Source organism: Thermoplasmata archaeon (assembly GCA_035622275.1).
Lineage (GTDB): Archaea > Thermoplasmatota > Thermoplasmata > Lutacidiplasmatales > UBA184 > Lutacidiplasma.
This window is the reverse complement of sequence record DASPVQ010000015.1, coordinates 37,510-63,670: the sequence shown is the minus strand read 5'-3', so window position 1 is coordinate 63,670 and position 26,161 is coordinate 37,510. Positions and strand designations below refer to the sequence as shown.

The window sequence follows — 26,161 nt, the reverse complement described above, 5'->3', positions numbered from 1 at the left end:
GCGGCGAGGAATGCCGATGATCGATCCCGTCCAGCTCGCCTTCGACATCTCGGGGGACGTCGCGCTGCTCGCGATCCCAGCGCTGCTCTGGGCGCTACTGTACGTGCTCGGCTGGCAGCACAACGCCTTCGCCGAGAGCGTGGGCTTCGGCCGCCGAACTTTCTGGCTGCTGGTCGCGGGGGGCCTGCTCGGCACCATCGTGCTGTTGCCGATCGCGCCGATCGCGAACGACTGGCTCGCGATCAGCTACCCGGGCGCGGTCTTCCCGCTCCTCGTCGCGGCGCTCGCGTTCGGGCGGGTCGCCCCGCCCCTCCGCCGCACGCTCCCCGCCCTCCTCGCGTTCGTCGCGGTGGAGATCGTCGTCCTGCTGGCCCTCGTCGTGTTCGTGCCGCCCTCGACGACCCAGCTCGTCCTGGTCCTCGCCGCGGCCGCGGCGACCCCGCTCGCCGCGGGTCTCGCGAGCGCGGGCGCCCCGGGCCGCTCGCTCGGGCGGATCGCGACGGTCCTCGCCCTGTTCTCCGGCGTCGTCGTCGTCACGTTCCTCTCGTCGACCGCCATCCCGGGCGTCGGGATCGAGGAGTCGTTCCCGGCCTACCTCGTCGGCCCGGTCGCGGCGGGATTCGTGGCGGTCGCCGTGGCCCACCGCGCCTTTCCCGGCGCGGAAGCGCTCGCGCTGCCGGCGGCGTACATCGCCTCGACCTTCGGTGTGATCGTCGGGGCGGACGTCCTGCGCCAGCCCCCGCTCTACGGCACCGGCCCCTCCGGGCTCTACGCGATCGGGGGCGCCGGCATCTTTGATCTCGTCTACCTCTCGGGCCTGCTCGGTCTCGCGGGCGCGTTCCTCGCCCACCGCCTCTCCGGTCGCGGCTACGCGCCGGTCGGTCCCGTGGGCGAGCCGGCCCCGACGCCGCTCGGGCGTCTCGCCCGGGCGATGAGGTCGGGCGTGCGCGGCTCGATCTCGGAGTCCATCGTCGACTCCTCGCTCGCCGGGCGGGAGGCGGCGGCCCAGGCCCATCGCCTGCTCGGCCTGCCCCCGGCGCCCGCCGACCGCCCCTGGCAGGGACTTCCCGTGCCCGGCTGGATCGTGGCCGACCAGGCGAACCTCGACGCCGCGGCCCGCTCCGGCTCGACCGACGGGCGCGAGGGGTACCGGGCGTTCCTGACCGCACGCTGGCTCGTGCTGGTGGGCCGGGAACTCGGTCTCCGCCGCTTCGCCAGCATCGGCGCGCGGATCGCCGCGTTCGTGATCGACCTCGCCATCGTCACGCTCCCCGCGGCCGCGCTGTGGGTGGCGATCGTGCTGGCGAGCCCCGGTTCGCTCGACAGCATCGCCGCGAACCTCGGATTCAACGCGGCCGTCTACGGCTACGCCGCGATCGCGTTCCTCTACTTCGTCCTGCTCGAGTACGGGGCCGGCGCCACCCTCGGAAAGCGCCTATTGCGGCTCGGGGTCCGGGACCGGCACCTGGAGCGCCCGTCGTTCTCCTCGGCGCTGGTCCGCAACGTCTCCAAGCTGCCGACCCTCACGATCCTCGGCGTGGGGCTCGCGGTCGGGCTCCTCCTCCTGCTGAAGACCGGGGCCGCGGCGACGCCCGGCTTCACCGGCGGCCTCGCGATCGCCGCGGGGCTGCTTGAGTTCCTCGCGGTGCTCGCCGTCGTGCTCGGCGGGATTGGTCTCTTCGGCGCGATCGGGGTCCTCGTCATCGGCCTCACCCCCGAGCGCCAGCGCTTCGGCGACCTGGTCGCCGGGACCTGGGTCGTGCGGACCGCTACGGGCCGCCCGGCGCCGGCGCCGCAGCCGGCCCCGGCGCGGCGGGTGCCGGGCCCGTCCGGATGAGCGGGATCGCGATCGCGCTCACGTTCGCGTCGCGCCCCTCGCGGTTGACCAGGCGCTCGGTGCCGATCGAGATCGATCCGACCGCGACCTGACCCTCGAGGAAGCGGCGGCGCACCACCTCGACCACGTCCACCGCCTTCGCGATCGCGTTGCCGCGCGCCCGGACGACTACCTCGCCGGCCCCGCTGTTGAGCTGCGTGACGACCTGGAAGACGTAGGTCATGGTCGGCTTGAGGCCGATGAACACGGTCGCGCCCACCGCGTCGAACGGCCGCTGCCGTGCGTCGGCCATAGGCGGGCGGCCACCGCGCCTCCGTACAAGGCTTTTTGCGTGCCGTCGTGCGTTCTCGACTCCCGTGGAGGAGGCGCTTCGCAAGACTTATCGCAGGGGCACCGTAGCCGCGACCGGCGTGCAGGGGTGGCCCAGCTTGGTCAAAGGCGCCAGGTTGAGGTCCTGGTCTCGTAGGAGTTCGTGAGTTCAAATCTCACCCCCTGCATACCTCTCCGTATCCGATGACGGACCCTCCGTCCGCCTGCCCGCACTGCGGGGCGGCGATCGGGCCGGACGTCCTTGTCTGCCCGAGCTGCCACACCCCGATCGATCCGGTACCCGCGACCGTACTCGATCCCGCGCCGCCGGGCGCCCCGGCGCCCGTCGAGGAGGCGCCGGCCGAGCCCGGGGCCGAGGCACCACCGGTCGTGCCGGCGTCGACCCTTCGCGGCGGCCGGGGGCTGCCGCGGCGCGCGGTACCCTCGGCCCCGAACCCGTTCGCCGGCGAGCTCGCCCGGCGCCTGACCCGTATCGCGCAGTGGGCGGAAGGGGCCGGACCGCTCGGCGTTTCCATCCCGCGGCTGCCGGCGTGGGCCGAGGACGCCGCCCGTAGCTCCGCGAACCCGGAACCGTGGGCCGAGGCGGTGCGCGGGATCGAGCGGATCGCGCAGAAGCGGATCGTCACGGCGTTCGAGGAGTGGGAGAAGCGCACGAAGGCCCGGCTGGCCCGCCTCGAGGCCTACGCCGTCGACAGCCGGCTCGAGCGCGAGCAGATCGAGGAGACGCTGCACGCCGCTCGGACCGGCGACGTGGCCCAGGCGATCGCGACGTTCCAGCAGGTCGACCGGGTCGTGACGCTCAAGGAGCGTCACCTCGACCAGGCCCGGGACGAGCTCGAGCGGGTCGTGGCGCTGCTGCGCGACATGCAGGCCCTCGGGGTCGAGCCCCCGCAGGACCCGGCGTTCTCGGCGGACGATCTCGAGGGCGAGCTGCGCGCGGGCAAGCTCGCGCCGCTCAAGCAGCAGATCCGGCAGCTCCGCCTGCAGGCGGTCAACCGGCTCAAGGCCGGCCTCCCGCGCTACATCGCGGACTACGGCGACTTCCTCCTCGAGGAGCGGGCCCACGGGATCGCGACCGAGCTCGAGGCGAGCGAGCTCGCGCGCGGGGCGCGCGAGTTCTTCCGCGGCCATCCCGAAGAGGGCCTCCGCCGGCTGCGGGCGCTGCAGCAGACGCACGGGGCGCCCCCCGGCCGCTCGCCCCGCTCGACGCTCGCGCGGCGCTAGAGCGTCCGCTCGAAGAGGCGGACGTCCTCGCCCCACTCGTGCTGGTGGAGCACGCCGCACTCGGCGAATTCCAGGTGCTTGAAGAGCGCCGCGACCGCGACGAAGCGCGCCAGCGCGCTGCCCCAGACCTCCTTCGCGTTCGCGTGGCGGCCCCACTCGACGGCCGCGGCCACGAGCGCCGTCCCCACGCCGGCCCTTCGCGCGTCCGGATCGACCGCGAGATTGACGATGCGGCAGCTCCCCAGCGAGATCTCGCAGCCGATGACCCCGACCAGGCGTCCCTCGCGTCGCGCCGCGAAGTAGGTCACGCCCTCCATCCAGCTCGTGAACTCGAGCGGGCTCGGCTGCCAGGACTTGAGCAGTTCGTTCGGGAGCCCCCCGACCGGCGGCGCGTCCCACACGCGCTTATAGAGGCCGCAGATCTCGGCGACGTCCTGGTGCGTGATCCGCTCGACGACCGCGGACGGTTTCTGGCCGGGCGCGGGCGCTCGCTCCCCTCCGTGGTCCGAACCGTGCTGTCCCACGATGCTACGAACTCCGACGAAGGAGCGTGGCGCGGGAACGCGCAGCCGCGCTATTGAACCTTGCCCCTTCGGGGGCGCGCGGTGCGTGCGCGCTCGCGCCGGGCCCGCGTCGCCGGCGGGGGGCCGAGGGCCCGGAGCGCCGCGACCGCGAGCGGGAACAATCGATCGAGCGGGTCGTTGGCCTCGGCGTCCAGCCGCGCTCGTCGAGCAGGTCGCTGACGGTGAACAGGGCCGCGGACTGTCGCCCGCGCACCCGGGCGACCGTGAACGGCGCGCTCGCCTCCATCTCGACCGTCCGCACCCCGCGCGCGCGCACGCTGCGCACCTCGGCGATCGTCTCGCGGTACGGCGCGTCCACGGTCCAGCTGCTCCCGACCGCGAACGGGACCCGGAGGCGGCGCAGCCGGTCGGCGAGACGGAGGTAGAGCTCGCGCGTCGGCCACGCCCACGTGCTCGGCCGCGCGTAGTGGAACGAGGTGCCCTCGTCCCGCAGCGCCCGCGAGCACAGGACCGTCGTGCCGACCTCGAGCTCGGCGGCCAGCGAACCCGCGAAGCCGACCGAGAGGAACCGACGGGCGCCGATCGCCGCGAGCTCCTCGACCGCGATCGCGAGCGCCGGCCCTCCGACCCCCCGCGTCGCGGCGAGACCGATCGCCGCCGGCCCGCGGCCGCTCACGAACAGGTCCGTCGCGTCGGGGATCGGCCGGGCGCCGAGGCGCGCCGCGGCCCGCCGCACGCGATTCGGCGCGAACCCGAGCACGATCTGCGGAGGCGCGCGGGCGATCGGCGCGCCGAGCCGGCGCCGGTAGGCCAGGAACGGCTGCGGCGTGAACAGCGCGGGCCGCGCGTGCTTCGCCGGATGATGCGGGAACCGCACGCCCGCGCGAACCCCTCGGGCGCTAAAAGCGCCGGAGACCGCTCACGGCGTGTGGCGGGACGGCGTCCGCGGGAACGGCGTCGTCTCTCGGATGTGCTCGCGGCGCAGCATCCAGCGCAGCAGGCGCTCGATGCCGAGGCCGAAGCCCGCGTGCGGGACGTTGCCGTGCCGGCGCAGGTCGAGGTACCACTCGTAGTCGGCGACGTTCGCGCCGATGGCGTGCAGGCGCTCCTGGAGTCCCTGTAGGTCCGTCTCGCGGCACGAGGCGCCGACGATCTCGCCGTAACCCTCGGGCGCGAGCAGGTCCGCGGCCTCCACCGTCCGCGGATCCCCCGGCGACCGGCGCATGTAGAACGCCTTGAGCTCGCGCGGGAACCGCGTGACGAACAGCGGGGCGGCCGACTCGAGCGTCAGGGCGCGCTCCTCCGCCGTGCCGAGATCGCTGCCCCACGCCACGGGAAAGCCGAGGCCCTTCAGCCGCTCGAGCGCGTCGGCATAGCTGGTGCGCGGGAACGGCGCGTGCATGGCCAGGAGCTCCTCGGGGGGCCGCCCGAGCGCGCGCAGCTCGTCGGCCCGGCGCTCGGCGACCCCGTGGCACGCGGCGACGATCATGCGCTCGACGAACTCGAGCAGGGCGTCCAGGTCCGTCCAGGCGAGCTCGACCTCGAGATGCTGGTACTCGGTGAGGTGGCGGCTCGTGCGGGATTTCTCGGCGCGGAACGACGGCGTGAGCGCGTAGACGCGCTCGTGCGGGACGATCATCGCCTCCAGGTAGAGCTGGGCCGACTGCGACAGGAAGCCCGGACGCCCGAAGTAGTCGATCGTGAACGCTTCGGCCCCGCCCTCCGCGGGGTTCCCGGTGAGGATCGGGGGCGTCGTCTCGAGCACGTCTTCGCCCTCGAGGAACGTGCGCAGCACGCGCAGGAGCTCCGCCTTCACGCGGAACGTCGCGACGTGCTGGCTCGAGCGGATCACGAGGTGGCGCTTGTCCAGGCGGAACTCCTCGGTCTGTTCCTGGAAGATCGGGAACGGTGCGCCGGCGTCCACGACGTGGATCTGTCGGGCGCGCACCTCGCGGCCGCCCGGAGCGCGGGGGTCGTCCGCCACCGTCCCGTCGACCTCGATCGCTCCCTCGACCTGGACGTGCTCGGCCGCCTCGAACGGCTCGCTGCCCAGCACGTCCCGCCGGCCGGTGACCTGGACGGTGCCGCTGCGGTCCCGCAGGTGGACGAAGAGGATGCCGCCCGAGGAGCGCGAGCGGCTGACCCAGCCGCGCAGGCGCACGGCCCGGCCGAGCGCATCCGCAGCGAAGACCGAACTCACGGAGGCGAACGGCGGGGCGCTCACTGGTACTCCCGCCACTTGTAGCCGCACTTCGTGCACTCGAAGATCCGGGTCTCGGGCTCGTCCGAGCCCCGCGTCTGGCGCAGCACCCAGAACGCCCGCGTGTTCCCGCACTTCATGCAGAGCTCGTCCGCGGTCGGCAGCGTCGCCGCCTTCGCCTCGTCGACGACCGCCACCTCACGTCCCTTCGGGGTCGAGCGGCCGACCTCGACCCCGCGGCCGAGCGGGACCTCGGCACCGCAGGCCGAGCATCTCCAGACCCCGGCGACCCGGTCGGGCCGCATGAGCCGCTTGCACTGGGGGCAGAACATGGGAAGGAGGTATCACCGGGCGCACGGTATTTAACGCTGGGCGGGCGGCCGCGGGCTCAGGGCACTCCCCGGACCTCCGGCGGAAGGCGCAAGAGGCCCGAGCGCAGCGAGATCGCCCCGGTCGCGCGGTCGATCTCGCCGCGCACGCCGAAGGCTCGACGCAGTCCACCGGCGCCGATCAGGAACCAGAACACCTCGTAGACGTTCCCGCGCTCGAGCGCCGCGCCCGCGTGGTAGTTCTCCGCCAGCCATTCGTTCTTCGCCATCGCCGCCCGGTAGGTACGTTCGAGCGCGGCGAGAGGCGAGTCGACCGGGCCCGGGGCCGTGGGCAGCTTGCGTACCTCCAGGGAGTGCTCCGGGCCGGACGGACCGCCGCCGAGCGAGAGCTCCCTGTAGCGGATCCGGTAGCGCTCGGGACCGTCGGACTCGTCGACGAGCAGCCAGCGCCACGGGCTCGCGCTCGGCAGCACGGCGGCGTAGCCTTCCCGGCGCCCGGCGACGCCGGCGCGCCAGCGGGCGACGCCCCGCAGGAGCAGGTAGCCGCCGTAGATCCCGACGAGGATCCAGGCGGTGGAGACCCAGACGTTGAAGGCGACCGTGCCGTGCTCGGCGATCAGGACGACCAGGGTGCCGGCGGTCAGGGCGATCGTCACGAGGTTGACCGCGAGGTCGGCGTCCAGCTTCAGCGTCCGGCGCGCGAACGGCTCGAGGGGGGCGACCGCGTAGTTCGTGAAGCCGTCGAGCGCGAGATGGGAGAGGCCACCGACCTCCATGGCGACGAAGTAGAGGAGCGTCGAGGCGTGGGTGAAGTACGGCAGGTACGGGACGAGCAGGCTCCCCACGGCCGCGATCACGGTGACCCCGAGCACCGTGTGGACGATGCCGCGGTGGTGGAGGCGGGGGAACCAGCGCGTGAGCGGGAACAACAGGATGTCCGCGTCCGGTAGGCCGGCGGCGAGCGCGCCGGCGGCGATGTACTGGGGGGCCGCCGGCCCCCACAGGACGAAGGAGAGCAGGTAGCCGAAGATGACGTGGGTGAACAGGTCCATGCGCCCGGTCCCCCGCTCCGCCTCGCCCGTCAGTCGAGCCGCTGGTCGGGCGCGCCCGCGCTCGACGGGGGCGCGTCCGGCGGCGCCACGCTCAGCGGTAGCGGACTCGGCTTGGCGCCCGGCGCGAAGAGCTGCCGCATGTGCTCGACATGGCGCTGCAGATCGGCCTTGGTCCCGACGTCGTGACGCACGTAGAACTCGCCGGTCAGGTGCGCCAGCGCGTTCTCGACGCGGGCCGACGCCTCGTGGATCGCGCTCGCCTCCCCGACGAGCGCGACGCCGCGGGAGGAGGAGAGGCGGACGGTCATCGGACCGGCCGCGTCGACCTCGCCGTACATCACGTGGACCCCATCGGCCTCGATCGCCGGAACGTCGAGCTCGAGGAGGCCCCCCGGCCGCGGGCGGTCGCCGTAGCCCGGCGGCACCACGTACTTCACCACGGTCGAGCGCAGGCGGAAGCGCACGAGCGTCGGGTCGACCCGACCCCCCGCGACGCCCGCGAGGAGCTCGGCGAAGTCGCCCTCCTCGTAGAGGGTCAGCACGTTGATCCCCTCCGGGTCCCCGAAGCGGGCGTTGAACTCGACCAGCCGTGGCCCCTGGGCCGTGAGCATGAACCCCCCGTAGAGGATCCCGCGGTAGGGAATCCCGTCGGCGCGGAGCGCCTGCGCGGTCTGGCGCACGATCTCGACCGCCCGCTCGCGATCGGCGCTCGGGAGGAACGGCAGCGTGTGGTCGCGTTGCGAGTAGGAGCCCATGCCGCCAGTGTTGCCGCCGCGATCGCCCTCCAGGGCGCGCTTGTAATCCTGGACCGCCGGCATCGGGTAGACGCCGTCGTCGGTCACGAACGCCATCTGGCTGAACTCCTCGCCCTCGAGCTTCTCCTCGAGCAGGACCCGGCCTCCCTGGATCAGAATCGACTTCGCGTACGTCGCGCCCTCGCGCGGCTCCGTGAAGTCCGCGCCCTGGACCCAGACCCCCTTGCCGCCGGTGAGGCCACTCGGTTTCACGACGAGCGGGGCCCCGAACTCCGCCACCGCCCGATCGACCTCCTCGACGCTCGCCGGAGCGATCCAGCGCGGCGAGACCGCGAGGTCGTGGCGTCGCAGCAGCTCGCGACAGAACAGCTTCGAGGTCTCGATCTGCGCGCCGTCCCGGGACGGCCCGACGGTCGGGATCTCCGCCGAGCGAAGCGCGTCGGCGACTCCCCGCGCGAGCGGGGCCTCGGGACCGATGACCGCGACCTCGGTCCGCTGCGCCCGCGCGAACGTCACGACCCGTTCCGGGTCCGTCGGGTCGATCCGGGCGCTCGCGCGGGCGAGGCGCTCGAGGCCCGGGTTCGCGTTCGCGCTCGCGACCGCGACCTCGGCCTCGGCCCGAACCAGCGCCGAGGCGATCGCGTGCTCGCGCGCGCCGCCGCCCACGACAAGGAATCTCATCCGGCCCGGGCTCGAGGAAGCGACCGCGGTTATAGCCGCGTCGGAACCGGACGCGCGGGCGAGCCCGCGCCGCCGTCGCACCCGTGCGCGAGGGCACGTACGCCGCTACCCTTAAGAACCGACCCCGGGTGGGCCCGCTTCCGGTGGCCTGATGGAGATCCGCGTCGTCGAGAAGTCGAACGATCTCCTCCGCTTCGAGCTGCCGCGCGGCGAGGAGACGCTGCTGATCCCGCTGGTCGAAGCCCTCCAGAAGGAGGAGAAGGTCGTGGAGGCCCGCTACTACCTGGGGCACCCGTACCTGGAGCGACCGACGCTCCTCGTCCGGACGAAGGGCGAGAAGCCGCAGCAGGTGCTCAAGCGCGTGCTCAAGGACCTCGCCGACCTCTACGGCGACCTGCTGACGGACTTCGAGAAGAAGGCGGACAAGGTCAAGGCGTAGTCGGAGAGCGCGGGCGATGCTGAAGGAGTGCGCCCAGCACGGATTCTTCCGGGCGGACTCGTGCCCGGTCTGTCAGCAGCCTGGGAAGTTCCTGATGAACGACCGGGAGCTCGACCACCTCGGCCGCATCCTCACCGGCATCCTCCGCCACTTCCCCGACCGCTACCAGCTGACGATCGACGCGCACGGCTGGATCGCGCTCAACCAGATCGTCCGGGCGATCGCGCAGAAGCATCCGGCCTACCACTGGCTGCGGGTCGTGCACCTGGTCGCCATCGCCGAGACCGACCCCAAGGGGCGCTACGAGGTCCGGGACGACCGGATCCGGGCGACGTACGCCCACACGGTCGAGGTCGAACTGGACCTGCCGACGCAGAACATCCCGGAGCACCTGTACTATCCCGTGACGGCGGACGAGGCGGCGATCGTGCTCGAGGTCGGGCTCAAGCCGTCCGACCGTCGCAAGGTCCACCTGTCGAAGACCGCCCTCGACGCCCACTCGGCGGGCTCGGTCCGCACCCCCTCGCCCGTGATCCTCGAGGTCGACGCGGGCCGGGCCCGCGCCGACGGGATCGTGATCATGCAGGCGGGCAAGACGGTCTACCTGGTCGACCAGGTGCCGCCCGAGTACCTCAAGCGTACCGAGTTCACCGCGCCGCCCGCGCCTCCCGCGGTGGACGGCCCGGCCGACTAGGCCGGGCGCGGAGCGGTCGTCAGTCCGCGAACCCGTCGTCGCCGACGTTCGACTCGTACTCCGTCGCGACGTAGACCGCCACGCTGAGGTGCGAGGCCGCCGGCAGCGGGTTCGTGATCACGAAGTAGTACATGTCCGTGTACGGCGCGCTGAAGACGATCCGGCCCTGCCAGGTCGGCGTGTTGTTCCACTGGACGCCGGGCGAGCCCTGGCCGGTGATGAAGTAGGAGAACTGGCTCGAGTTGTAGACCGAGATGGCGATGTTCATCCCGGGCGGGCTCACCGACGACCAGTTACCGATCACGAAGTCCCCGCCGGTGATGTTGCCCGCGATCACGGTGTAGTTGCCCGGCCCCAGGACGTAGGTCGCCGCGGTCGTGAGCGGGTCGGCCACGACCGGCGGACCGCTGATCGCCGCGGCGATCAGGGTGTAGGCGAGCGCGACGACGACGGCGATCACGATGACCGAGCGCAGCAGGCCCGTCAGCCGCAGCCGGCGACGCACGGACGCCGGCGCGCTCGGGACCCGCTCGGCGGGGACCGGGTCGGCCGCCCCGCAGATCCCGCAGCGCGCCGCGCCGGGAGCGACCGCGACGCCGCAGAACCGGCAGGCGCCCCAGGTGCCCGGGGACGGAGCGCTACCGGCCATCGGCGCCGCGCTCGACCCGGGCAGGGCCTTTTCGGCTTTCGTACGAACCGCGCGGCCGCGGAGCGCCCGCGCCGCCTACGCCTTCGGCCGGGTCTTCGGCGCTCCCAGGTTCACGAGGACGTTCTTGCGACGGGAGTACGCCTCGAGCGAGCGCGTGCCCTGCTCGAAGCCGAGGCCGCTCCCCTTGAATCCGCCGAAGGGCGCCTGCGGGAAGGTGACGGGCGCCTCGTTCACGACGACCATCCCGGCCTCGATGCGGCGGGCGAGGGAGTGGGCGAGGCCCAGCTCGCGCGTCCAGAGGGTGGCGAGGAGGCCGTACGGGGTCCGGTTCGCCTCCCGGACCGCCTCGTCCGGGTCCGTGAACGAGGAGACCGTGAGGACCGGGCCGAAGATCTCTTCCCGGACGGCCCGGGCGTCCGGGGGGACGTCCGCGAGCACGGTCGGCCGGACGAAGTGGCCGGCCGCGAGCGCGCCGTCGCTCGCCCGGGTCCCTCCGGTCACGACGGTCCCGCCGCTCGAACGCGCGTCGTCCACGTAGCCGAGGACCCGATCGGCCTGCTCGCGCGAGACGAGCGGTCCCATCTCCACCCCGTCCTCGAGCCCGGGGCCGAGCCGCAGCCCCTCGGCGATCGCTCGCACCCGTTCGACGAGCGGGGCGCGCAGGCTCTCGTGGACGATCAGGCGCGAGGCCGCCCAGCACATCTGCCCGGCATTGCCGAAGATGCCGTAGCCGATCGCCCGCGCGGCGCGCTCCACGTCGGCGTCCGCGAGCACGATCGCGGGTCCCTTGCCGCCGAGCTCGAGCGTGGCGGGGACCATGCGCTGCGCGGCGAGCTCGGCGATCCGCCGGCCGACCTCCCCGCTGCCCGTGAACGTCACGGAGCCGCATCGCGGATCTCCGACGAGCGCCTCGCCGACCTCCCGGCCGCGGCCGATCACGACGTTCAGGATCCCATCGGGGATCCCGGCCTCGTGCGCGAGCCGGGCGAACGCGATCGCGCTGAGCGGGGTCAGGCTCGCCGGCTTCAGCACCACCGCGTTCCCCGCCGCGAGCGCGGGCGCGACCGAGCGGACGGAGAGCAGCAGCGGATAGTTCCAGGGCGCGATATGCACGGTCACGCCGAGCGGCTCGCGGACCGTGTAGTCGAAGCGTGCGCCCGGCACCGGGATCGTCTCGCCCTCGATCTTGTCGGCCAAGCCCGCGCAGTACTCCAGGGTCCGCACGACGTAGCCGATGTCCACGCGCGACTCGCGCAGCGGCTTGCCTTCGTTGCGCGTCTCGAGGCGGGCGAACGCCTCGGACTGCGCTTCGAGCAGGTCGGCGAGCCGGCGCAGGGCGCGCGCGCGCCGGGCGCCGTCATCGGTCGACCAGTTCGAATCGCGGAACGCGCGCTCCGCGACCTCCATCGCCGCGCGGGCGTCGTCCGGGGTGCCGACGGCGACCGTGGCGACCGCTTCGCCCGTCGCGGGATCGGTGAGCGGCTCGCGCTGGCCGCTCGACGAGGGCACCTCGCGTCCCCCGATGAACAGCTCGAACGTCGCGTCCGTCGTCGCCGCCATCGTCGGTCCGCGCCGAGCACCCTCGAGGAGATAGCCCTTCGCGAACGCTCAGCGGTCGAGCGCGTACTGGCGGCCCTTCCAGGCCACCGGTCGGCCCCGGACGCCGCGCACGAGCGAGGTCGTCACGAGCACGACGTACCAGGCCACGGCGAGCGGGAACAGGAGCCCGTAGGCCGCCGAAGCCCCGATGCCGGCGTTGAAGGCGACGTGCTTGCCGAACAGCGCGACGTAGAGGAACGCCCCGACCGCGGTGAGCACGAGGCTCCCGCTCAGGAGGCCAAGCGGGAGCAGGCCGAGCGGAAGGAGGAAGAGCCCGACGAGCCCGGCCAGAAAGCCGACCATCCGCGCCGCGGAGAAGTCGAGCCCGTGTACGTTCTTGAGGAGTCCCTCGAACATCTCGCGCCGGTCGGTATACATGCGCGTACGGCCGAGCTCCGGCGTCCAGGCGAAGCGCAGTCGCCGCCCCGCGTCACGGTAGCGGCGGGCGATCGCGACGTCCTCGAGCACCCGACCGCGCACGGCCTCGTGGCCGCCGAGAGCGAAGTAGTCCGATCGCGGCGTCAGCCAGCACTGGCCGTTGGCCATCGCCGCGCGCGAGCCGGGCCGGTGCATCCGGGGGGTGCGGAAGTAGGTCAGCACCACCTGGACGTAGAACGGCAGGACGACCCGCTCCCAGAACCCGACCATCTCGATCTGCGGGCCGATCGAGGCGAGGTCCGCGTGCTCTCGCGTCGCCCAGTCGATCACCGTGCGCACGGCCGCGGGGGCGAGCCGCACGTCGGCGTCCAGGAAGAGCAGCCAGTCCCCGTGCGTCGCGTTCGCGCCGGTCCAGCACGCCCAGTTCTTGCCCACCCAGCCTGCGGGCAGCGACGGCTCCTCGACCCGGCGGACCCGCGGACCCCGCCGCTCGATGACCTCGCGCGTCCCGTCGGTGGATCCGCCGTCGACGACCACGACCTCGAGCGCGGGATAGTCCTGCGCCAGCAGCGCGTCGAGCGTGGGCCCGAGGTCGTTCGCTTCGTTCCGGGCGGCGATCACCACGCTGACCCGCCGGTCGGCGGCCCCCGGGCGCGCCGGCGCGGCCGGCCCGAGCCGGGTGATCTGGAGCGCGAGCACGATCGCCGCTCCCTGGTAGAGCAGGACGAGCGCCGCGCCGACGAGCAGGAGCACGACGACGAGCAGCGGGAGCATCGGCCCCGCCTAGCTGGCCCCTAATAAAGCCCCGGCCGCTCCAGCGGCGGCGGGGTCGGCCGGTGGCGACCGTCGAGCATGCGCGGATCCGCCCCGGCGTCCTGGAGGACCGCGCCTACCAGGAACGGATCGCCGCGACCGCCGTCGCCCACAACACGCTCGTAGTGCTGCCGACCGGTCTCGGCAAGACCGCGATCGCGCTCCGCGTCATCGCCCAGTCCCTGCTCGACGGCCCCACCCGCTCGGTCCTGTTCCTGGCCCCGACGCGACCCCTCGTGGTGCAGCACGCGCGCAGCGTCGCCGCGACCCTGTTCGCCCCCGAGCCGCTGACCCTGACCGGCGCAATCGCCCCGGCCCGACGGGCCGCGCTGCTGGCGCCCCCGCAGGTCGTCGTCGCGACCCCGCAGGTGATCGCGAACGATCTCACCGGCGGGACCTTCCCGCTCGACACGTTCGGGCTGATCGTCTTCGACGAGGCCCACCGGGCGGTCGGCGACTACCCGTACGTGGGGATTGGGAGGGCGAACCGCGACGGGCCCCGCGCCCGGGTGCTGGCGATGACCGCCTCCCCTGGAGGCTCGCTCGCTCGGATCCGGGAGGTGTGGAACCACCTCGACATCGAGCGATTCGAGTACCGGACCGATCGCTCGCCGGACGTGGTCCCGTACATCCACGGGATCGGCGTGGAGACGGTCGAGGTACCGGTGCCCGTGGAGGTCCGGGACCTCGCGATCCGGCTCCGCGCCGCGGCGCAGCGGCCGATCGACACGCTCCGCCGGCTCAACCTGGTGCCGGCCGGCGAGGTCGGCCGTCGCGCGCTCCTGGACGCCGGCAGCCGCCTGCACGCGGCGATCGGCGGCGCCCGCGCGAGCGGGAACCCCGCGCCCGAGCTCTGGCGCGCGGTCACCGCGCAGGCGACGGCGATGAAGTCCCTTCACGCCCTCGAGCTCATCGAGAGCCAGGGGGTCGCCTCGCTCCGGGAGTTCCTGGCGCGCCAGGCACCGGTGCCCGGCCGACGCACGACCCCGGCCCAGCGCGCGTTCCTCTCCGATCCGGATGTCGTGGAGGTCACGCGGCGGCTCGCGGGACTCACGCTCGAGCATCCGAAGCTGGCGACCGCCCAGCGGATCGTGGTCGACGAGCTCCGCCGGAACCCGCCGGCGCGCGCCATCGTCTTCGCCCAGTACCGCGACACCGTCGACCGTCTGGTCGATGCGTTCGCTCGCCTCGGAAATCCCGGGGTGCGGGCCGCCCGGTTCGTCGGGCAGGCCGCGCGGGGGGAGGAGGCCGGGCTGAGCCAGCGCGAGCAGATCCGGGTCCTCGACGGCTTTCGCTCCGGCGCCCTAAACGTGCTGGTCGCGACCTCGGTCGCGGAGGAAGGGCTCGACGTGCCGGCGACCGACCTCGTCATCTTCTACGAACCGACCCCGGACGTGATCCGCACGATCCAACGGCGGGGGCGCACCGGCCGCGCCCGGACCGGTCGCGTCGTGGTCCTCGTCGCCCAGGGCACGCGGGACGTCGGTCTCCAGCGCGCGGCCACCGCCCGCGAGCGACGCATGCACGCGATGCTCGAGGAGGTCCAGGAGGAGGCCGCCCGCGGTCGTGGCCTCCCGCCGCCGAAGCCGAAGACCGTGCAGACTACGCTCTATTCGACCGGCTAGCGGCCGGTGCTGCCAAACCCGCCGGTCCGGCCCCGTACCGCCCCCACGCGGCCCGGGCGGAAGCGGGTCGGTCGGTCGTCGACAAGCCGGACTTGGGCGATGCGGTCGCCGACCTCGATGCGGTAGGAGCCCGGGAACAGGTAGGTGAGCGGGACGCGTACCTCGCCGGAGTAGTCCCGGTCGATCGTACCGGGGGCGTTGACCATCAGGACGCCGCGCGCGCTCAGCCCGCTGCGGGGCCGCACCTCGAGGAACGTCCCGGGCGGGCAGCGCACCCGGAGGCCGGTCCGCACCAGCGACACCCGGTCGCGGACGAGCTCGACGATCTCCGCGGCGGCGAGGTCGAAGCCGGCCGACCCCGGCGTCGCCCGGGCCGGCTGCCCGACGTCGGGCGCGTCCGCGACGCGCTCGACGACGACGGTCGGTGGGGCGCGGGGCACGCTCGCGGGGAGCGGGGAGTTCTCTTTACGCTTCCCGGGCGGACCCGCCGGGGCCGTGCCCCTCCGCGGGCACCTCGCCCTCCGAGGCGAGCCAGCGGGCGACCAGGCGGCCCTCGGCGCGGCGGAGCACCTTTCCGAGGGCGGGCGGGCTCCGGCCGGTCAGTCGCGCGAGCCGGCTGAGGGTGACCCGGCGGGGGACCGCGTAGTAGCCGAGGACCCAGGCGCGGCCGAGGAGCGCCGCCTGCAGCGGGGTGAGCGCCTCGGGTGAGCCGCCCGGGGCGAACGGACGACCCGAAGCGCGCAGGACCCGGTACGGGAACTGTTCGCGGTCGAGCCGGCGCAAGACGCGGCGCAGCGCCCGCTCCTCGCCCCGGAACGACGCGATCACGCGTTCGGCGTCGAGGCGGAACGGGGCCGTCGGAGCGATCTCGCCGCCGGCCAGGCTCAACAGTCGCCGCAGCCGCTCGGGATTGCGCTGGCGCACCAGCACGATGTAGTCGCGGCTGCGCGGCCGTCGCTCCACGAGCTCGAAGCTCTCGAGCCCGTAGAGCGCGCGGATGCGGCGAGATTCCCGCTCCAGCTCCGCCGCGGTGCGCAGGGGCCCCCGACGGCGCACCCGCAACAGCTGCAGCCGCCAGCCCTGCTCGAGCCGCAGCGTCTCGAGGAGCTCGATCTCCTCGTACTTCGCGAAGAGCCCCGGCGGGATGATGCCGAGGAGTGCGAGATCCTCGCTGCGAAACTCGAGCGTGATCGACTGCATCGGCCGCCGGACCCGAGGTTCCGATATGAACCCTCGGACGGCGCGCTCGGTCGGTTAAATAAGCCGGACGGCTCGGCCGCCCCCATGACGTTCCGGGACCTCGGCGAGTTCCTCGAGCGGCTCGAGGGCGCGGGCGAGCTCGTCCGCGTGCGGCGCCCGGTCGCGCGCGACCTCGAGATCACCGAGGTCACGCAGCGGGCCGTCCGGGCGGACGGGCCGGCGCTCCTGTTCGAGTCGGTCCCCGGCGCGTCGATGCCGGTCGTCACGAACCTGCTCGGCTCCCCGCGACGCATCGCGCTCGCGCTGGACGCCCCCGACCTCGATCGGGTCGCCGATCGGATCGCGCGCCTCGTCCACCTGCGGCCGCCCGCGGGGATCGTCGCCGCGGTGCGCGACCTCTCCGGGACGATCGAGGCGCTCGCGACGTTGCGTTCGCTCGCGCCGAAGCGCGTGCGTTCCGGTCCGTGCCAGGAGGTGGAGGAGGCGAGCGTCGACCTCGATCGCCTACCGATCCTCAAGTGCTGGCCGAAGGACGGCGGGCGGACCATCACCTTCCCGATCGTGATCACCACCGACCCCGATACCGGCGAGCCCCACACGGGCATCTACCGGCTGCAGCAGTACGGACCGGACACGCTCGGCTTCCACGCCCAGCTGCACCGGGTCGGCCGGAACAACCTGCGCAAGTGGGCCGCGCGCGGCGAGCGCATGCCGGTGGCGGCGGTGATCGGCGCAGACCCGGCCACCGTGCTCTCCGGTCTCGCGCCGGTGCCCGAGGGCATCTCGAACTTTGCCTTCGCGAGCTTCCTGCGCGGCGAGCCGCTCGAGGTCGTTCCGGCACGGTCGGTCCCGATCGAGGTGCCGGCGCGGGCCGAGATCGTGCTCGAGGGCTACGTCGACCCCGCCGAGGAGCGGATCGAGGGTCCTTTCGGGGACCACACCGGTTACTACTCCTCGCCCGAGCCTTTCCCGGTCTTCCACGTCGGCCGGATCACCCGCCGGGAGCGGCCGGTCTACCTCGCCACCGTGACCGGCAAGCCCCCCACCGAGGACGCCGTGCTCGGCAAGGCGATCGAGCGGATCTTCCTGCCGGTCGTGCGCCTCGTCCTGCCCGAGATCGTCGACATGGACCTGCCCGTGCCCGGGTTGTTCATCAACGTCGGGATCGTCTCGATCCGCAAGTCGTATCCGGGACAGCCGCGCAAGGTGATGCACGCCCTCTGGGGCCTCGGCCAGATGATGTTCGTGCGCTACCTCGTCATCGTCGACGACGACGTGAACGTCCACGATCTCTCCGAGGTCCTCTACCGCGTCGGGCTCCAGGCGGACCCGGCCCGTGACCTCGAGCTCGTCGAGGGACCGGTCGACCAGCTGTCGATCTCCAACGCGATCCCGAACCTCGGGGGCAAGGTCGGCATCGATGCGACCCGCAAGCGGGCGGACGATGGCTTCCCTCGACCCTGGCCGGAGGAGATCCGCTCGGACCCGGACGCCGCCCGCCGCGCGGAAGCGGCGATACGGGACGATCCCGCGCTCGCCCGACTGCTGGGCGGGGCGCCTCGGTGAGCGCCCCCGACGCTCGGCCCCGGTCGGCGGTGCGGGAGCTCGCCCGCTTCCTCGAGATCCAGAACCTCGGGCTCAACCTGACCTTCGCGCTCGGCTTCCTCCTCCTCGCGGCGAACGGGCTTCCGAGCCTCCGGACCTTCGTCCTGGTCGTGATCGCGTTCGTCGCCGCACGGAACGCCGGCCACAGCTTCAACCGCTGGGCGGACCGCGTGATCGACGCGCGCAACCCCCGTACCCGTGATCGCCTGCTACCGGCGGGCCGCGCGCGCCCGGGCCTCGCGCTCGCGATCACGGCCGCCAGCGGAGGGGTCCTCCTGGGTGCGGCGTACCTGCTGAACCCGCTCGCCTTCGCGCTCGCGCCTCTCGCGCTCCTCCTGGTCCTCGGCTACAGCTATACCAAGCGGGTCACGTCGCTGACCACCGTGTTCCTCGGTCTGGTCGAGTCGATCACGCCCGCGGCCGCGTACGTCGCGGTCCGTGGCACGCTGCCGCTCCCCGCCCTCCTAGCGGTCGGCGCCCTCCTCGCGTGGGGGACTGCGTTCGAGACGATCCACTCCCTCGGGGACCTCGCGAGCGACCGGGAGCTCGGCCTTCGTTCGCTGCCGGCGGCCGTCGGCACCGCGACCGCCGCCCGGCTCGTTCCGCTCTTCCATGCGGCGGCGCTCGCCCTGCTCGCCCTCTTCGGCCTCGCGGTCGGGCTCGCTCTCCCGTACTACGTCGCGCTGGCCGCGATGGCCGGGCTCGCCGCGCTCACGGACCGGGACCTCGCGCGGCGCCCGACCGAGACCCGGCTGCCGTTCGAGCGGCACTTCGCTCTCGGGGCGATCTTCCTCGCCGGGGTCGTCCTCGCCGTCTTCGTCCCCTTCGGTCCGCGGCCCCTCCTCCCGTAACCGACCGCCGGCCTCGGGAAGGTTAAGCCGCGGGAGCGGGTGGCCGCCCTCCGCGATGCCCGGCGCCCGCTCGATCGAAGGACAGGACGGGCTCTGCCTTCTCGGCCGGGCCCCGCTCGGCGAGCTCTGGGTCCGGACGCCCGAGATCGCCGTTGCCGGCCCCCCGGAGGGGCCCTCGTCCCGGCTGCACCTCGAGTCCGCTCCGGCGCCGGCGGGCCTGCGGCGCCTGACGCTGTCGGCCGACGGGGCGCGCCTCCCTCTCGAGCTACCGGTCCTCGCCCCCGAGATACTCGGCCCCCCGAGCGATGCCCTTCGGGTCGCCCCCGGCGTCCGGCTGGTCCACGCCCCGTTGCCGCCCGGACCCCGGGAGGCTGTGGGCCGGGACGTACCCGAGCTCATCGTGCTCGGGAACGCCCGGGCCTTGTGGGCCGAGGGACGGCCGTTCGTCGAGGCGGTTCGCGCGATCCGGGAGCGCTGGGGCGGCCGGCCGGTCGTCTGGGCCCCGCGGGTCGCGCTCCCGCACCGGGTCGCATTCCTCGCGTACGTCGGCGTCGACCTCCTGGATGACACGGAGGGACGGTGGGTGCTCGCCGACGGGGGTCGGCTCGATCCGGTGTTCGGACGGCTCGACCCTTCCGCCGCCCGCTCCGAGCAGCTTGACGAGCCGGATCCGGCCGTCGGAGGAACCGTGGCCTCCGGTCGCGCCGGGCTCTCGGCCGCCTACGCTCGGGCCCTGGCCGAAGCGCGGACCGCGGCGCGCGTCGGCCGGCTGCGCGAGCTCGTCGAGTCCCGGCAGACGAGCGAACCGACGCTCGCCGAATTGCTCCGCTACGCGGACCGCGAGCTCGCCGGAGCGCTCGAGGAGCGAGAGCCCGTGGTCGGTCGGCCCCGCACGTACGTCCTCAGCGAGTCGTTCCGTCGGCCCGAGATGGCGCGGTTCCGGCGACGCGTGCTCGAGCGATACCGCCCTCCGCCGTCCAAGCGCGTCCTCCTACTCGTGCCCTGCTCGAAGACCAAGCCGTACCGGCGCTCGCACTCCCACCGGCGCTTCTCCTCGGCGCTCGAAGGGCTGCCGGCCATCGAGCGGGTCCACCTCGTCTCGGTGAGCGCCCCGATCGGCCTGGTCCCGCAGGAGCTCGAGGACGTCCCCCCCGCCCGGCACTACGACATTCCGGTGACCGGCGACTGGTCGGAGCCCGAACGGGAGGTCGTGCTCGCCGGGATCGCGCACCTGCTCTCGCACGGGCCCTACCGCTCGGTCGTCGTCCACCTGGACCCGCGCGAGTACGCGTTCCTCGCGCCGGCGCTCGAGGCCGCGCCCGGCGTCCGCTGGACGATCCCGGACGACCGGACGACGAGCGCGAGCGCGCTCGCGGCGTTGCGCGCCGCGCTGGAGGACGCCCTCGCCGCCGAGGCGCCGGTCGCCGGTGGACCGCTCGCGGTGGTGCGCGAGGAGCTCGCCGAGGTCGCGAGCGTCCAGTTCGGCCGCGCCGCCGCCGAGCGATTGTTCGCGCCGCCGCTCCGACTGGCTGGGCGGCCGTGGTTCCAGCGCCTCACGGACGGACGCTCGGATCTCGCCACGCTGCGCGAGGAGCGGGGGCTGTTCTTCCTCACGGCCGCCGGCGCGCGCCGGCTCTTCCCCGAGCCACCCCTCTGGGTCGACGTCGACCCGCGCCTCTCCCTCTCGGGAGACCTGTTCGCCCCGGGGGTCCGCGACGCCGACCCGGCGATCCGCCCCGGTGACAGCGTGGTCCTGCGGCGCGAGACCGAGCTCGCCGGCGTCGGCGAGGCCGTCCTCGACGGACGGATGATGACGGAGCTCGGCCACGGGCTGGCGGTCCGGGTCCGGCACCGGGCCGCCCGCCCACCGACACCGCCTTGACCGAGGTCCGCCCTCGCGGGGCGCGGGGCCGGTCGTCTAGCGGTGAGGACGCCGCGCTTACAACGCGGAGATCGGCGGTTCGAATCCGTCCCGGCCCAGTCGCCACGCGGCACGGTGCCCCTGGGCCTCCCGGCGGCCGTCGATGCTGCCGAGAGGGGCGCCACCCGCCCCGGGACGCGCGCCGCGACGACCGGTCTTAAAGCGCGGGGCGGCTGACCGGGCGACCGGATCACGGAGGAGCTCGCGGGATGGTGCCGCTCGCCGCGTGGGAGAACTTCTTCGTCGCCCAAGTCGGGGCGTCGGCCGCCCTCGCGGGCCTCCTGTTCGTCGGCATCTCGATCAACATGACCCGCATCCTGCAGTTCCCCGTCCTGGTCCTGCGCGCGATGCAGGCGCTGATCCTGCTCGTCACCATCCTCATCCTGGGCTCGCTGACCCTCGTGCCGGTCGCGACCTCCACCTCGCTCGGGATCGAGGTGGTCGGGGTGGGCGCGATCGCCTTCGCGGCACTGGCGCTCCTCGTCCGTCGCGTGCTCCAGCGGACCGAGCGGCAGTACCGGCGGGGCCGGCTCGTCGACGTCGCCATGTGCCTCGGTGCTTCGTCGCTCTACGTCGCCGGGGGCGCGACCCTCGCGCTGGTCGGGCTGGCCGGGCTGTACCTGGTCGTGCCGGGGATCCTGCTGAGCTACACGGAGGCGATCCTGAGCAGCTGGGTGCTGCTCGTGGAGGTCAACCGGTAGGCGCCGCTAACTATAGTCACACCTATAGTCTCAATCGGCATTCTATATATTCGGTGACGGCCCTCGTCGCTCCGATGAGACCGAAACGAGCCGACGGGGCGGCGGCCCGGGGGACCGCGCCGACCGATCCGCCTCCCTCCCCCCGAACGCGCAAGGCCGCCGGACCCACGGCACCGGCGGGGGGGCCGCCCCGGACCGAGCTGCCCGTGAGCCGGGTCGCGCCGCCGTACGGCGCCTTCGTCCTCGGCCGGCCGTCGATCGCCAAGGTCGTTGTCCGCCGCGGCGAGCTGCCCGAGCACCTCTTCCGCCGCCTCCTCGGCGCCTATCTCGGGGGTGCCCGGGAGTTCGTGATCCGGGAGGCGCCGCGCGTCACGCCCGCGACGCGGGAGGTCGTCCACACCTTCTGCCGACGCACCCGGCAGCCCGAGATCGTCTGGGACGACGACGGCCAGATGCGCCTCAAGGACCTCGCCTACGAGAGCCCGGTGCCGATCGCCCAGCGGCTCGGCCGCATGGGTCGCATCGTCGTCCAGTTCCACCGCGATGCGGTCGAGAGCTGGGGCCAGCTGCCCCTGGCCGACGACGGCCAGTGGGAGCGGCGGGACGACGAGATCGACCGCGAGGCCTGGTACGTGCAGCGGCTGGCCGCGCACCGCTTCGGTCCGGACGAGGCGGGTGCCTCGATGCTCGGCGTCTGGACGATCGCCCGGAGCCTGGAGCGGATCGCCGATCACGCGATCGTGCTCGGCGAGACGGGCGGCCGCCTGATCGAGCTGCCCCGTGGGTCCGCGCCGATCACCTCGCTCCGGCAATTCCACGAGCAGGCGATGGCCCACCTCGAGGGGGCCCTCTCCGCGCCGGACGACGCGAGCGCCAACGACCTGCTCGACCTCGGCGAGGCGCTGATCGCCTCCGGACGCTCGCTCTCCGATCGCCTCCTGCCGGCGGTCGGCGGCGGGGCGGTCCCGCCGGCGACCGCGGCCGCGGTCGCGCGCATCCTCGAGTCGATCGGCCGGACCGTCGCCTACTCCCAGGACATCGCCGAGGTCGCGCTCGACCGCGCGATCCCCGTCGCCTTCTCCGATCCGCTCCTGGCCGCCGAGAGCGCGAGCCCCGCGCGGGCCCGCTAGCCCACGAGGCTCGCGCGTGGCCCGACGCCCGTCGCGTCCGCGCCGCCCGCGGCGGGGGCGGTCCGTCCGCCCGGTCCGGATCGTGGTCCTCCGCCACGGTCCCGCCGAGACGCGCGACCCGGTGCGCTGGCCGGACGATCGGCGGCGCCCGCTCAGCGCGAAGGGCCTCGCCCAGACGCGACGGGTCGTCCGCGGGCTGGCGGGCCTGATCGGCCCCGTCCGACAGGTCGCGAGCAGCCCGGCGCTCCGCGCCCGGCGCACCGCCGAGCTTCTCGCCCGGAGCCTCGGCCGACCGGCGGCCCTCGAGCTGTGGATCGAGCTCGACGTCGACGGATCGGCCGAGCCGATCCTCGCGCGCGCCCGTCGGGTCGCGGGCCCCCGGGCCACGATCGTCCTCGTCGGCCACGAGCCGTCGCTCAGCGAGCTCGTCGGGCTCGCGGTGACCGGCGAGGGAGCGTCGATCGTCCGCCTGAGCAAAGGGGGGGCGGCCTGCCTCGAATTCCCGGTGGCGCTGCGTCCCGGCGCCGGCCGGCTGCGCTGGCTTCTCACCCGGAAGCAGCTGGCGGCCCGGGGCGCCGCGCGCTGATCGCGGGCCCCCGCGACGTCGCCGCCGCCGCGCGGCTCCCGTAGAGGGGCGCGACCAGCGCGCGCACGTCCGCGTGGACCTGCTCCGGGTGCCGGTTCGCGTCGACTCGGTGGAACCCGTACTCCTGGGCGACCCAGGCGAACTCCTGGCTAAGGCGCTCCTGGTAGAGGAAGAAGCTCTCGAACAGGTCGCGCGACAGCGAGAGATCCATCCCGCTCTCCCAGTAGTCGAGCGAGCCGTACTTCGAGATCGCGCGGTGCAGGAGGATCTCCGAGCGCGCCTCGAGGAAGACGACGAGCTCCGGACGCAGCGCGAAGCCGTAGAGGCGCCGGGCCCAGTCGCGCGACGCGCCGCGGACCACCGCCCGCGCCATCAGCGTGTAGACGTAGCGATCCGCGAGGACGGTCGAGCCGGCGGCGAGCGCCGGGACGATCTTGTTCTCGAGCTGATCGGCGAAGTCGACCGCATAGAGCAAGGCCATCGTCGTCGCGCCGAGGGTGTGGCCCTGCTTGGCGCGATCGATCTCCTGCGCGACCAGGGTCGAGCGCCGCAGCCCCGTGTCGACGACGGCGTGGCCCTCGATCTCGAGCCACTCCTTGAGCATCGCGACCTCGGTCGAGCGGCCCGACCCGTCCGCGCCCTCGATCACGATCAGCCGGCCGGGGAGGGGCTCGTCGGGTAGCCCCGGTAGGCGCGTCCCGTAGGTCCTAATCGTCATGCAGCAGGCGCTCCCCCGTCGGGAAATCCCGTAGGATCGGGTCCACGTGGCCGCGCAGGTCGGCCTGGATCGCCTCGACGTGGCGGGTGGAATCGATCACGACGAAGCCGTCGGACCGCGCGATGCGGTCGTACTCGCGCTTGAGCCGCGACTGGAATCGCTCGTAGCTGTCGTGCAGATCGTCGGAGAGGCCGAGGTCCATGCCGGCCTCGTAGTAGTTGATCTTGAGGCGGGAGGCGATCTTGCGCTTCAGCGTCACCGAGACCGGGACGCGGAAGTAGAAGACGCGGTCCGGCCGGGGCGCGAAGGAGTAGATGTTGCGCACCCAGGACGGGTCACAGCCGCGGGCGGCGTCCCGGACGAACGCGGTGTAGGCGTAGCGGTCGCAGACGACGACGTATCCGGCCCGCAACGGCGGGAGGATCTTGCGCTCGAAGCGGTCCGCGAAATCCGTGGCGTGCAGCAGCGAGAAGGTCGTCGGGGTGAGTAGGTTCTTCTTCTTGCCGCGGCGGATCACCTCGGCGGTGAGCTCCGAGGAGTTCCACTCCGTGAAGAACACGCGGTAGCCCCGGGCCTGCAGCCATTTCCCGAGGAGCGCCGCCTGGGTCGACTTCCCGCTCCCGTCGAGCCCCTCGAAGACGAAGAGGCGGCCGGGGAAGCCGTGGGTCGGGCTCGGCTGCTCAGGCATCACGGAACCTCACCTCCGAGTCGAGGACCCGCTCCATCGTCTTGCGGACCTTCTCCTCCCACGCCTCGTCGAGCGTCGTACGGGCGGAAGGAGAAAACGTCAGCGTCACACTGCGGCCGCTCCCGCTCGAGGAAAACCGCGGGCGCGCCCCGACGGTGAGCACCGCCACCTCGAGCACGCCGCCCAGGCGCCGGGCCGTGTCGAGGTCCCCGGGCCGCAGGATCGGCAGATAGCCCTTCTTCGCGGTCGACGGGAGCTCCCCGCCCGCGTGCAGCCGGGCGGCCAGCGAGGCGAGCAGCACCTCGCGCTGGTCGAGGCCCCAGATCGGGTAGTTCTGGATGAGGTAGGCCGAGTGGTTGGGGTGGCGCCACAGGTCGATCGCCGTGCCCGCGTCGTGCATCCAGGCGGCGACCCGCAGCGCGAGGCCCTCGCTCTCGCCCCAGTCGAAGCGCGGCGCGAGGATCGCGAAGAGGTCGATCGCCCGCTCCGCGACCTCCCGTCCGCGATCCAGGTCGAAGGCGAACGATTCGGCCGCGGCGGCGGCCGAGCGCGCGGCCAGCTCCTCGGCCGGCACCGGCAGCGGTGCCCCGATCGCTTCGAGCGCGATCCCCTCGCGGATCCCCGTTCCCGCGACCGTGATCCGCTCCGCCCCCGTCGCGCGCAGCAGCTCGCGCAGGACGACGAGGCCGGCGATCACGACGTCGGCCCGGTCGGGCCCGATCCCGGGCACCGCCCGGCGCTTCGGTGCCGGCATCTCGCCGAGCAGCTCGGCGAGCGACTCGAGGTCGTGATCCCAGAGCGGGTAGCCGTGGACCCGCTGGATCGGGTAGTCGCGCAGCTCGATCGCCGCCCGTGCGAGCGAGCGGACCGTGCCTCCGATCCCGAAGAGGCGGTAGCGCTTGCCGCCGAACGCGTCGAGCACCGACGCGAGCGTCTCGCGGACGTACTCCCGCAGCTCCTCGACCTCCTTGCGCTTCGGCGGATCGTGCTCGAGGTAGCGCTGCGAGAGGCGCAGAGCGCCCAGGGGCACGCTCACGGAGTTCTGCAGGCGTCCCCCGCGGGTCTCGGCCAGCTGCAGCGAGCCCCCGCCGAGGTCGCAGACGAGGTCGTTGTCGAGGACCCAGGCGCTCGCGACCCCGAGGTAGGCGTACCGCGCCTCCTCCGCGCCCGAGATCACCCGCAGCAGGACGCCCGTGGACCGCTCGACCCGGCGGACGAACTCGGCGCCGTTCGGCGCGTCGCGGACCGCGCTGGTCGCGACCGCGAGGGTCCGCGATATCCCGAGCGTGCGGACCGCCCGGGAAAACCGCTCGACCGCGGCGGCCCCTCGCTCCATCGCGCTGGACGAGAGCCGGCCGTCCGGGCCGGTGCCGGAGCCGAGCCGGGGCGCCTCCTTCGTCTCGTAGACCGGGCGCACGCAGCCCGAGGCGCTCGCCTCGAACGCGACGAAGCGCGCCGTGTTGGAGCCCACGTCGATGACGCCGATCGCCCGGCGCATCTGGCCCGGGCGGAGCTCCGAGGCACGGGCGACGTCCGCCGCCCGCGCCCGGTCCATGCGTCCCGGGAGGAGGACACCCTAATAGAAGGCGCGCCGCCCGCGGGCCTCGAGGGTGCCGCACCCGCTAAACCCCC

General features: G+C 73.6%; 26 protein-coding genes and 2 tRNA genes. 13 read left to right on the top strand and 15 right to left on the bottom strand.

Translation table 11 applies throughout. From position 1 onward, the window contains the following. The first annotated feature begins 16 nt into the window (after window positions 1-16). The gene (locus VEL82_04540; protein ID HXW67127.1) at window positions 17-1,837 is read left to right on the top strand and encodes an RDD family protein; all 1,821 of its coding nucleotides are present in this window, start codon (window positions 17-19) and stop codon (window positions 1,835-1,837) included. Here VEL82_04540 and albA read toward each other — a convergent pair. Beyond that, window positions 1,770-2,129, bottom strand: coding sequence for a DNA-binding protein Alba (albA, locus tag VEL82_04535; GenBank protein ID HXW67126.1), 360 nt, complete (start codon window positions 2,127-2,129; stop codon window positions 1,770-1,772). The two genes, VEL82_04540 and albA, sit on opposite strands and share 68 nt — an antisense overlap. A 120-nt stretch (window positions 2,130-2,249) precedes the next feature. Between albA and VEL82_04530 the strand changes: the two genes are divergently transcribed. Together VEL82_04530 and VEL82_04525 are read left to right on the top strand one after the other, a co-directional pair. After that, a tRNA-Leu gene (locus VEL82_04530) sits at window positions 2,250-2,334 on the top strand. 16 nt (window positions 2,335-2,350) lie between these two features. Further along, window positions 2,351-3,391 (top strand): zinc ribbon domain-containing protein, encoded by a 1,041-nt coding sequence (locus VEL82_04525; GenBank protein ID HXW67125.1) that lies wholly within the window; start codon window positions 2,351-2,353, stop codon window positions 3,389-3,391. Here VEL82_04525 and VEL82_04520 read toward each other — a convergent pair. Genes VEL82_04520 through purD form a run of 6 tightly spaced genes read right to left on the bottom strand, consistent with a single transcriptional unit; the run spans window position 3,388 to window position 8,932 of the window. Then, window positions 3,388-3,915 carry a GNAT family N-acetyltransferase gene (locus VEL82_04520; GenBank protein HXW67124.1) on the bottom strand — a complete coding sequence of 176 codons (528 nt, stop codon included), beginning with the start codon at window positions 3,913-3,915 and terminating at the stop codon, window positions 3,388-3,390. The genes VEL82_04525 and VEL82_04520 overlap by 4 nt on opposite strands. Window positions 3,916-3,919: 4 nt before the next feature. Next, window positions 3,920-4,792 carry a hypothetical protein gene (locus VEL82_04515; protein HXW67123.1) on the bottom strand — a complete coding sequence of 291 codons (873 nt, stop codon included), beginning with the start codon at window positions 4,790-4,792 and terminating at the stop codon, window positions 3,920-3,922. Window positions 4,793-4,834: 42 nt separating this feature from the next. After that, the gene (gene asnS, locus VEL82_04510) at window positions 4,835-6,139 is read right to left on the bottom strand and encodes an asparagine--tRNA ligase (GenBank protein ID HXW67122.1); all 1,305 of its coding nucleotides are present in this window, start codon (window positions 6,137-6,139) and stop codon (window positions 4,835-4,837) included. Beyond that, a complete protein-coding gene (locus tag VEL82_04505; GenBank protein ID HXW67121.1) occupies window positions 6,136-6,447 on the bottom strand; it encodes a transcription factor S in 312 nt (103 codons plus the stop codon). The genes asnS and VEL82_04505 overlap by 4 nt, the downstream gene beginning before the upstream one ends. 56 nt (window positions 6,448-6,503) lie before the next feature. Next, window positions 6,504-7,496 (bottom strand): metal-dependent hydrolase, encoded by a 993-nt coding sequence (locus VEL82_04500; GenBank protein ID HXW67120.1) that lies wholly within the window; start codon window positions 7,494-7,496, stop codon window positions 6,504-6,506. A 29-nt stretch (window positions 7,497-7,525) separates the two neighbouring features. After that, window positions 7,526-8,932, bottom strand: coding sequence for a phosphoribosylamine--glycine ligase (gene purD / locus VEL82_04495; protein ID HXW67119.1), 1,407 nt, complete (start codon window positions 8,930-8,932; stop codon window positions 7,526-7,528). Between the two features lie 151 nt (window positions 8,933-9,083). On the opposite strand from purD, the gene VEL82_04490 reads away from it, so the two are divergent. After that, window positions 9,084-9,371, top strand: coding sequence for a DNA-directed RNA polymerase subunit L (locus VEL82_04490; GenBank protein HXW67118.1), 288 nt, complete (start codon window positions 9,084-9,086; stop codon window positions 9,369-9,371). Between the two features lie 16 nt (window positions 9,372-9,387). Next, window positions 9,388-10,065, top strand: a complete 678-nt coding sequence (locus VEL82_04485; GenBank protein ID HXW67117.1) for an RNA 2'-phosphotransferase — start codon at window positions 9,388-9,390, stop codon at window positions 10,063-10,065. A gap of 19 nt (window positions 10,066-10,084) precedes the next feature. On the opposite strand, the gene VEL82_04480 is transcribed toward VEL82_04485, so the two are convergent. From VEL82_04480 to VEL82_04470, 3 genes are all read right to left on the bottom strand, one after another. Then, on the bottom strand, window positions 10,085-10,714 hold the full coding sequence (locus tag VEL82_04480; protein HXW67116.1) for a hypothetical protein: 630 nt from the start codon (window positions 10,712-10,714) through the stop codon (window positions 10,085-10,087). 75 nt (window positions 10,715-10,789) lie between these two features. After that, window positions 10,790-12,274: an aldehyde dehydrogenase family protein gene (locus tag VEL82_04475; protein HXW67115.1), complete on the bottom strand. Its 1,485-nt coding sequence runs from the start codon at window positions 12,272-12,274 to the stop codon at window positions 10,790-10,792. A 48-nt stretch (window positions 12,275-12,322) separates the two neighbouring features. Further along, window positions 12,323-13,465: a glycosyltransferase family A protein gene (locus VEL82_04470; protein HXW67114.1), complete on the bottom strand. Its 1,143-nt coding sequence runs from the start codon at window positions 13,463-13,465 to the stop codon at window positions 12,323-12,325. Window positions 13,466-13,527: 62 nt separating this feature from the next. Between VEL82_04470 and VEL82_04465 the strand changes: the two genes are divergently transcribed. Continuing rightward, complete coding sequence (locus VEL82_04465; GenBank protein HXW67113.1) at window positions 13,528-15,129, top strand: helicase-related protein; 1,602 nt, start codon at window positions 13,528-13,530, stop codon at window positions 15,127-15,129. On the opposite strand, the gene VEL82_04460 is transcribed toward VEL82_04465, so the two are convergent. Further along, window positions 15,126-15,569 carry a dUTP diphosphatase gene (locus VEL82_04460; protein ID HXW67112.1) on the bottom strand — a complete coding sequence of 148 codons (444 nt, stop codon included), beginning with the start codon at window positions 15,567-15,569 and terminating at the stop codon, window positions 15,126-15,128. The genes VEL82_04465 and VEL82_04460 overlap by 4 nt on opposite strands. Before the next feature lie 25 nt (window positions 15,570-15,594). Further along, window positions 15,595-16,329: a helix-turn-helix domain-containing protein gene (locus VEL82_04455; protein HXW67111.1), complete on the bottom strand. Its 735-nt coding sequence runs from the start codon at window positions 16,327-16,329 to the stop codon at window positions 15,595-15,597. Window positions 16,330-16,413: 84 nt separating this feature from the next. Here VEL82_04455 and VEL82_04450 point away from each other — a divergent pair, with 84 nt between their 5' ends. The 7 genes from VEL82_04450 (at window position 16,414) to VEL82_04420 (ending at window position 23,123) form a co-directional block, all read left to right on the top strand. Further along, on the top strand, window positions 16,414-17,895 hold the full coding sequence (locus VEL82_04450; protein ID HXW67110.1) for a menaquinone biosynthesis decarboxylase: 1,482 nt from the start codon (window positions 16,414-16,416) through the stop codon (window positions 17,893-17,895). Continuing rightward, window positions 17,892-18,785, top strand: coding sequence for a UbiA family prenyltransferase (locus VEL82_04445; GenBank protein HXW67109.1), 894 nt, complete (start codon window positions 17,892-17,894; stop codon window positions 18,783-18,785). Before VEL82_04450 ends, VEL82_04445 begins: the two co-directional genes overlap by 4 nt. A 55-nt stretch (window positions 18,786-18,840) precedes the next feature. After that, the gene (locus tag VEL82_04440; protein ID HXW67108.1) at window positions 18,841-20,667 is read left to right on the top strand and encodes a DUF5591 domain-containing protein; all 1,827 of its coding nucleotides are present in this window, start codon (window positions 18,841-18,843) and stop codon (window positions 20,665-20,667) included. Window positions 20,668-20,692: 25 nt separating this feature from the next. Continuing rightward, a tRNA-Val gene (locus VEL82_04435) sits at window positions 20,693-20,765 on the top strand. Between the two features lie 150 nt (window positions 20,766-20,915). Continuing rightward, entirely contained in the window at window positions 20,916-21,407 is a 492-nt protein-coding gene (locus tag VEL82_04430; protein ID HXW67107.1) for a hypothetical protein, read from the top strand. Window positions 21,408-21,481: 74 nt separating this feature from the next. Further along, window positions 21,482-22,537, top strand: a complete 1,056-nt coding sequence (locus tag VEL82_04425) for a PhoU domain-containing protein (protein HXW67106.1) — start codon at window positions 21,482-21,484, stop codon at window positions 22,535-22,537. 16 nt (window positions 22,538-22,553) lie between these two features. Further along, a complete protein-coding gene (locus VEL82_04420) occupies window positions 22,554-23,123 on the top strand; it encodes a histidine phosphatase family protein (GenBank protein HXW67105.1) in 570 nt (189 codons plus the stop codon). Here the strand turns inward: VEL82_04420 and tmk (VEL82_04415) are convergent. Genes tmk (VEL82_04415) through VEL82_04405 form a run of 3 tightly spaced genes read right to left on the bottom strand, consistent with a single transcriptional unit; the run spans window position 23,083 to window position 26,084 of the window. After that, window positions 23,083-23,841 (bottom strand): dTMP kinase, encoded by a 759-nt coding sequence (gene tmk, locus VEL82_04415; protein HXW67104.1) that lies wholly within the window; start codon window positions 23,839-23,841, stop codon window positions 23,083-23,085. The two genes, VEL82_04420 and tmk (VEL82_04415), sit on opposite strands and share 41 nt — an antisense overlap. After that, window positions 23,831-24,529: a dTMP kinase gene (gene tmk / locus VEL82_04410; protein HXW67103.1), complete on the bottom strand. Its 699-nt coding sequence runs from the start codon at window positions 24,527-24,529 to the stop codon at window positions 23,831-23,833. The genes tmk (VEL82_04415) and tmk (VEL82_04410) overlap by 11 nt, the downstream gene beginning before the upstream one ends. Then, window positions 24,522-26,084: a Ppx/GppA phosphatase family protein gene (locus VEL82_04405; protein ID HXW67102.1), complete on the bottom strand. Its 1,563-nt coding sequence runs from the start codon at window positions 26,082-26,084 to the stop codon at window positions 24,522-24,524. Before VEL82_04405 ends, tmk (VEL82_04410) begins: the two co-directional genes overlap by 8 nt. Between the last annotated feature and the right edge of the window lie 77 nt (window positions 26,085-26,161).